Here is a 6,870-nt window from a genome sequence, read left to right as displayed (position 1 = left end):
ATGTTGAAGCGGACGATGCTCTGGGGTGATATCGAGGACTGTTCTCGGGACGAATCTCCGGCGTTCGCCTACGTGGGTTGGGGAATACGCATGACAAAGGTCGAGGGTAGATGGCGGCTTGTCTACAATGTCGCCGGTTATCCGGGCGTTCTTCTTAGCCTTAGAGCGGGCAGGTTCCGCGAGTTCGTCTTCTCCACGAAGAACGCCGAGCAGGTGATGGATATCATCGGGAGACAAGCAGGTACGACCGGGTAGGGCCGGTGCTGCGCCTAATAGAGGCCGGAGACCTTAAAGACGGTAACCACAATCAGACCCCCGAGCAGGGCTCCGGCGATTACCTCTTTAATCGAATGGTGCCTTAGCTTAATCCTTGACCACGCCGTCAGCAGGACAAGGGCCGCCGATGCGGTAGCTACCCAACCGTAGAGCATCACCAGCACTACCGCCAGTGCACTGACGAAACCGGTGTGCAGGCTGATTTTCCACCTGAGATTTATCACCGCGAAGACGACTGCGCTGGAGAATCCCCCGACAAACGCAACCTGAAGAAGTGCCGGAGCCTGCCACCAGAAGAGAATGACATACCCTACGGCGGCGCAGGCAATCGAAAGCAGGTAGATGCCACTCCTCTGCTGGCGGGTTGCATTGAGGATGCCGTCGAGCTTGCCGGTCCGCGTCTGGTTGAGAACCATCAAGAAGACCGGCAGCACACTGATTGCTGCCATAACGCCCGACCACTTCAGGGCATCCTCTACGGTAGAAGCAGACTTTAAGGAAAGTAGCAGGATAGCGGCCAGACTGACCACGAAGGGATTGAGAACTCTGGATATCAGGTTAGCTATTCGTTGTCTCATATTGGTCTACGTTGCCTGGCTCTGCTGCGGCCAGATACCCGAATTCTAGCGGAAATGCCCCTGATTAGTCTACTAACCATGATTCTGCTATCATGTGAAGTGACCATGATGAAAAGCAACTCTGACCGGCCGGCCGTTGAGGTAAAGGAGGCGTCCTTCAACTACGGTAGCGTGAAGGCGCTTGACGGCCTGTCGCTGGCGGTGCCGACCGGTATCAGTTTCGGGCTGCTCGGGCCGAACGGCGCCGGTAAGACCACGCTTATCCGGGTGCTGGTCGGGCTGTTGAAGGTAAAGTGGGAATTCCCGAGTGAAGGGAGGGAAATATCCTGCAGAAAATTATCGTCATTAGCTTACGGTTACCTTTTAAATTGGGCAGTGTAAACTGCTATCTCATAGAAACCGACTCCGGTTATATCCTGATCGACACAGGTACCTCGAACAGGCGTACTGACCTTGAGAAAGAACTTAGAAGCGCCGGATGCAAGCCCGGTAATCTCAAGCTTGTTGTTTTAACACACGGGGATTTTGACCACACCGGCAATGCTGCCTATCTTCGTAGAAAGTACGGTACAAAAATAGCCATGCACTATGATGATTCAGGGATGGCAGAACACGGAAACATGTTCTTTAACAGGAAGATGCCCAATATTCTCCTCAGGATGATTGTCCCTATCTTCTTCGGGTTTGGTAAATCGAAAAGATTTATTCCCGATTTGTATGTCGATGAAGGATACAGTTTCTCTGGATATGGATTGGATGCTGAAGTTGTGTCTATTCCGGGGCACTCAAAGGGTTCAATAGGAATCATGACAGCCGGTAGAGACCTTTTTTGCGGTGACCTGCTCGAGAACACTAAACAACCAGCTCTCAATTCTTTAATTGACCAATCAGGGGCGGCGAATGCCAGTATCGAAAAACTGAGAACTCTGGAAATAAATACTGTATACCCCGGGCATGGTAAACCATTCCCGATGGATATGTTGAGAAACAATCACTGATAAGCTAAGTGCGATAAAGTGTCTCCTGCGGGTGGTATTTTGATTTTGATAATGAATAGCGGTATAGTGAACGGCAACAATTGTGAAAAGCAACTCTGACCGGCCGGCCGTCGAGGTAAAGGAGGCGTCCTTCAACTACGGTAGCGTGAAGGCGCTTGACGGCCTGTCGCTGGAGGTGCCGACCGGTATCAGTTTCGGGCTGCTCGGGCCGAACGGCGCCGGTAAGACCACGCTTATCCGGGTGCTGGTCGGGCTCGTGAAGGTAAAACGAGGCAATATCCTCGTACTGGGCGAGAAACCCTCGCGGAGAACGGCCCACCTCATGGGCTACATGCCGCAGTTGCATTCCCTCTATTCCGAGCTATCTGTCCGCCAGAATGTGGACTTCTTTGCCAGGATTTTCCGGATGACCAGCCGCATCGAGCGGGCACGACGGGTTGAAGAGGCTATTCGACTTATCGATCTGTGGCCGCGCCGTAATGATGCCGTAGTGAAGCTGAGCGGCGGCATGAGACAGAGGGTCAGCCTGGCCTGCGCAATAGTGCACAACCCGCCCCTGCTCTTCCTTGACGAGCCCACCGTGGGACTGGACCCGGAGCTGAGGGCCACCTTCTGGGAGCACTTCGCCGAATTGAACCGACGTGGTGTAACAATCGTCATCTCCAGCCACACCATGGACGATGCCGCGCACTGTGACCGCCTCGCCTTCATCCGTGACGGTAAGGTAATCGCCCAGGGCACACCTGATGAGCTCAGGCGTGGCGCCGGCCAGGACACCCTGGAGAACGCGTTCCTGTTCTTTGCCCGGAGTCGGGAGGAAAGCAATGCCTAGTCTGGCGTTCACCATCGCCGCCAGAATCATCCGCCAGCTCATCAGGGACCGGCGGACGATTGTGTTGATTATTGCCGTACCCCTGGTGGTGATGACGCTTATTGGCTTGAGCTTCCCCGAGGGGCAGGTGCTGGACTACATTGCACCGGCGCTGCTGGCGACACTGGCCCTGTTCTTCAGCTTTCTGCTCACCGGCATCAGCTTCCTGCGGGAGCGCTCCCAGGGGACTATGGAGCGGCTGATGGCTTCTCCCGTTTCGCGTCTGGACATTGTCCTGGGGTACCTCTTTGGCTTCTTTCTCTTCGCTCTCACCCAGACATTGATTATAGTACTCTTCACCATCTACGTACTTGATGTGCACTATTCGGGTGACCTGTGGCAGATATTCGTCTTCCAGGTTGTGGTCATAGCCGGAGCAGTAAACCTGGGTATCTTCATTTCTACATTCGCCCGGAACGAGTTCCAGATGGTCCAGTTCATTCCCCTGATTCTGTTTCCCCAGATATTCCTTTGTGGTGTTATCTGGCCGGTGGAGCAGATGCCGGAGTACCTCCAGTGGCTGGCCAGGTTCCTGCCGTTGAAGTATGGTGTGGACGGACTGCGGGATATAATGCTCTTAGGAAAGAGCCTGGCGGATGTTGCCTTTGAGATGCTGGTGCTGGTCGGCTTCGCCGTGGTGACATCAATCCTGGCGGCGTTTACGCTGAGGCGGGGCACCGGCGGGTAAACTCGACTCCCGGTCATGGTCCACTATCCTGTCACGACCGTCAGTATCCTTTTATGGTAAAATCCAGTTGACAACGCGAACGATACCAACGGTCGGAGAGTGCCATGAAGGCAGTCATTCTGGTGGGCGGTCAGGCAACCCGCCTCCGTCCTCTAACCACCAATACGCCCAAGGCGATGGTCCCTATCCTCAATACGCCCTTTCTGGAGCACGTCTTCCGCCATCTGCACCGCCACCGGGTGAGTGACATTATCCTGGCGCAGCACCATCTCGCTGGGCCGATTGAAGACTACCTCGGTGACGGCGGCCGGTTCGGGGTAAGGGTCACCTACGTGATTGAGGAAAGCCCGCGGGGTACAGCCGGCGCTATCAGGAATGTCGAGAGGTACCTGGACGAGACTTTCCTGGTACTCAACGGAGACATCTTCACGGACCTGGACATCACTGCCATGGTGGACCTTCACCGGCAGCGTGGTGCGGTGGCGACGATTGCCCTGACCCCGGTGGAGGACCCTACTGCTTACGGGCTGATTGAGACCGACGTCCGGGGCGGAGTTATGCGCTTTCTGGAGAAACCGGACTGGAGCCAGGTGACCACAAACATGATAAACGCCGGTACCTATGTCCTTGAACCGGAGGTGCTGGCCCGGATACCACCGGAACGGCAGGTCAGCATCGAGCGGGAGACCTTCCCGTTGCTGGTGGATGGCGGTGAGCCGGTGTATGCCTATCCCTCGTCCGGGTACTGGATGGACATGGGCACTCCGGAGAAGTATCTTCAGCTTCACCGGGACCTGCTTGGCGGCAGGAGCACCTGGCACTCGCTGGCATCGCCGGAGGAAGTGCGTACCGGCGAGCGGTGCAATATCCATCCCACCGCACAGATAAAGGAGCCGGCCGTCATCGGTGACGGCTGCTCCATCGGTCCGGGTGTTAAGCTGGTCGGGCCGGTGGTTGTCGGGGACGGCTGCACTATTGGTGAGGGTAGCGTTGTCGAGGACTCCGTGCTGTGGTGGCAGGTATCGCTGGGAGAGAGGGTGGTTGTGAGGAACTCGGCGGTGGCCAATGACTGCCGTCTCGAATCCGGCAGCAGCATCGATGGCTCGGTGCTGGGCGACCATGTCACGGTGGCGCCGGGGAGCAGGCTTGAGACGGGAAGCCGGATTGAGCCGGGGACGGCTGTGTAGCTGTCGAACCGTCGATTGGTTCTTCAAACATGAAGTATGAATTCCGGCCGGTAACCGAAGAGGACTTCCCGCTATTGCACTGGTGGCACAACCAGCCGTGGGTGGCCGACAACTGGGATGGGCCGCGAACACTGGCACAGGTGACCATGAGACAGCAGGGAAAGATGTCGTCAGCCAGGGATTTTGCCTTTAGCGTCTGCTGTGATGGCAGGCCAATCGGCTACATACAGTGTCAGGACTGCTTCGAGTTCGGTGGTGGCTGGTGGCTTGGCGAGTCGCCCGGGACGTGGGGTATTGATACGTATATCGGGGAGGAGGACTTCCTCGGGAAAGGACACGGTAGTGCCTATATCAGGCAGTTCGTTGACGGGCTGTTTCGGGAGCGAGGGGCGAAGAAGGTCATCGTCGACCCCCACCCGGACAACGCCCGCGGCATCCGGGCGTATGAGAAGGCCGGATTCAGACCTGTGAAGGAGATAGACACACCGGATGGCAGGGCACTGCTGATGGAGATATACCGGGAAGACGACAGATGAGCTACGCATGGAGCAGCCACTACCATGACCCCCGAGCACTGAAAACCGAAGCCTTCTGCATGGCCGAGGCCTTCACCGAGGTACTCCTTGAGGAGATTCCGGACTCCGAAATAGTGGGCATCTACTGCAAGGGCTCGGTGTTGAAGGAGTGGGACTCACCACTCGACTACGTCCCGGAGCTGAGCGACGTGGATATCCACATCCTTTTCTCTGACGATTCGTCAATCGAGAAACACCTGGGGTTGGTAGACCAGGCGGTGCACATCCAGTCCAGGGTTGAGGAGCGGTACTTCTCGAAACTGCCTGAGCCGCTGCACGTACCCATGCCCCAACTGACGCTCTTGAACGACCTTCTGCATAACGAGGACTACGTTCATCCCCCCAGGAAAGTGGTATACGTGCTGTACGGTAAGGATGCCCCCGACCCGGACTACAGCAACCCGGACAGGATAAGACGTACCGATTGCATGAGACTGCTCGATGGGGAGGAGTTTCTGAAGAAGAGGCTGCCGCGTCAGGCTGTGGACAGGCCCGCCAGGTACATCTGGCAGACCCTGAGGTTGATGTCATGGCGCGCTTCACCGACCGGCCCGCGTGTGCTCCATATCCTGGGACTGCCCACGGAAGAAGCCTGGAGTGTCAACCGTACCGTAGCGGTGTCGCTCCTGGAAGAAATGGGCGAAGAAAACCTGGCACAGGATTATGCGGACTACTACCTGAATGCCTGGGAGTACTACCTTTCGGGGTACACTGACGGTAACGCCGGACGTGCGTCTATCGTTGCCGGTGCGAAGGTGCTGAACAGGGGAGGGGAGATCGGGCTGGCGTGGCTCGCCGGGCACCCCGAGATTGAGGGAGAGACCGCGTGAGGAAAGCGGACTACGGGAAGATAGCCGCGTTCTACGACAGGGGGCGCTCGCTCTCGGAGCAGAACATGGAGATGTGGCTGGCGCTTGTTTCGAGGTACTCCGGCGCGCAGGAAGGAGCCGAAGTACTCGACCTGGGGTGTGGGACGGGGAGGTTCGCCATCCCGATGGCAGCCCAGCTGCACTTTCGGGTGACCGGGGCGGACTCCTCCCCGGAAATGCTGGGGCGGGCAAGAGAGAAGGACACAGCGGCGCAGGTCAGCTGGGACCAGAAGGACGCCCAGAAGCTGACCTACCCGGATGCGTCATTTGACGCGGTCTTCATGTCCCACCTCCTTCACCACACGGACTCGCCGCCCAGCGTTGTGGCCGAGTGCTGGCGGGTCCTCAGAAGTTCGGGAGTCCTGCTTGTCCGATACGGGGCAATCGAGCAGATACGGGATGATATCGAGCACACCTTCATTCCTGAGGTCCTGGCTATCGACGAAGCAAGGACTCTCAGCATTGGCACAGTAGAGGGACTGATAAAGGATGCCGGTTTTTCAGACGTCGTCTCAGAAGAGGTGGTACAGCAGACCTGCGAGACGGGTGCCGCCCGTGTTGAGCTGGTAACGGCGAAGCATACATCGGTATTGACCATGGTATCTGACAAGGCCTTTCAGGAAGGTATTCGGAAGCTGACTGCGTACGTTGCGAGCAATCCTGATGACCCCTGGCTGCTGTTCGACAGGATGACGTTGACTTTAGGACACAAGCGTAGTGAGGGTTGACTGAATGAAATACGCAGCCATTATCTTCGACCTTTTCGGGACACTGGTGGACAACTTCTCTCGCCGCGAATACGAGAGCATGCTGGCAGAGATGGCTTCG

10 protein-coding genes are annotated in these 6,870 nt (G+C 57.0%); 9 read left to right on the top strand and 1 reads right to left on the bottom strand.

The genetic code is table 11. The features are described from left to right. Positions 1–255, top strand: a 255-nt coding sequence (locus VMW13_11440) for a hypothetical protein (GenBank protein HUV45425.1), incomplete at its 5' end; no start/stop codon positions are given. 14 nt (positions 256–269) lie between these two features. Here the strand turns inward: VMW13_11440 and VMW13_11435 are convergent. Further along, positions 270–854: a phosphatase PAP2 family protein gene (locus tag VMW13_11435; protein ID HUV45424.1), complete on the bottom strand. Its 585-nt coding sequence runs from the start codon at positions 852–854 to the stop codon at positions 270–272. Between the two features lie 105 nt (positions 855–959). Here VMW13_11435 and VMW13_11430 point away from each other — a divergent pair, with 105 nt between their 5' ends. From VMW13_11430 to VMW13_11395, 8 genes are all read left to right on the top strand, one after another. After that, positions 960–1,235 carry an ATP-binding cassette domain-containing protein gene (locus tag VMW13_11430; protein HUV45423.1) on the top strand — a complete coding sequence of 92 codons (276 nt, stop codon included), beginning with the start codon at positions 960–962 and terminating at the stop codon, positions 1,233–1,235. Further along, the gene (locus VMW13_11425) at positions 1,223–1,852 is read left to right on the top strand and encodes an MBL fold metallo-hydrolase (protein ID HUV45422.1); all 630 of its coding nucleotides are present in this window, start codon (positions 1,223–1,225) and stop codon (positions 1,850–1,852) included. The genes VMW13_11430 and VMW13_11425 overlap by 13 nt, the downstream gene beginning before the upstream one ends. A gap of 82 nt (positions 1,853–1,934) precedes the next feature. Next, a complete protein-coding gene (locus VMW13_11420; GenBank protein ID HUV45421.1) occupies positions 1,935–2,684 on the top strand; it encodes an ABC transporter ATP-binding protein in 750 nt (249 codons plus the stop codon). Beyond that, on the top strand, positions 2,677–3,411 hold the full coding sequence (locus tag VMW13_11415; GenBank protein HUV45420.1) for an ABC transporter permease: 735 nt from the start codon (positions 2,677–2,679) through the stop codon (positions 3,409–3,411). Before VMW13_11420 ends, VMW13_11415 begins: the two co-directional genes overlap by 8 nt. A 104-nt stretch (positions 3,412–3,515) precedes the next feature. Continuing rightward, complete coding sequence (locus VMW13_11410; GenBank protein ID HUV45419.1) at positions 3,516–4,598, top strand: NDP-sugar synthase; 1,083 nt, start codon at positions 3,516–3,518, stop codon at positions 4,596–4,598. A gap of 29 nt (positions 4,599–4,627) precedes the next feature. Then, positions 4,628–5,134, top strand: a complete 507-nt coding sequence (locus tag VMW13_11405; GenBank protein HUV45418.1) for a GNAT family N-acetyltransferase — start codon at positions 4,628–4,630, stop codon at positions 5,132–5,134. Continuing rightward, the gene (locus VMW13_11400) at positions 5,131–6,003 is read left to right on the top strand and encodes a hypothetical protein (protein ID HUV45417.1); all 873 of its coding nucleotides are present in this window, start codon (positions 5,131–5,133) and stop codon (positions 6,001–6,003) included. Before VMW13_11405 ends, VMW13_11400 begins: the two co-directional genes overlap by 4 nt. Further along, complete coding sequence (locus VMW13_11395) at positions 6,000–6,770, top strand: class I SAM-dependent methyltransferase (protein ID HUV45416.1); 771 nt, start codon at positions 6,000–6,002, stop codon at positions 6,768–6,770. Before VMW13_11400 ends, VMW13_11395 begins: the two co-directional genes overlap by 4 nt. Positions 6,771–6,870 lie beyond the last annotated feature (100 nt).

This window comes from Dehalococcoidales bacterium (assembly GCA_035529395.1).
In the GTDB taxonomy this organism is placed as follows: domain Bacteria; phylum Chloroflexota; class Dehalococcoidia; order Dehalococcoidales; family Fen-1064; genus DUES01.
The sequence above is the reverse complement of the archived record's forward strand: the minus strand, read 5'-3'. Positions and strand labels throughout refer to the sequence as shown.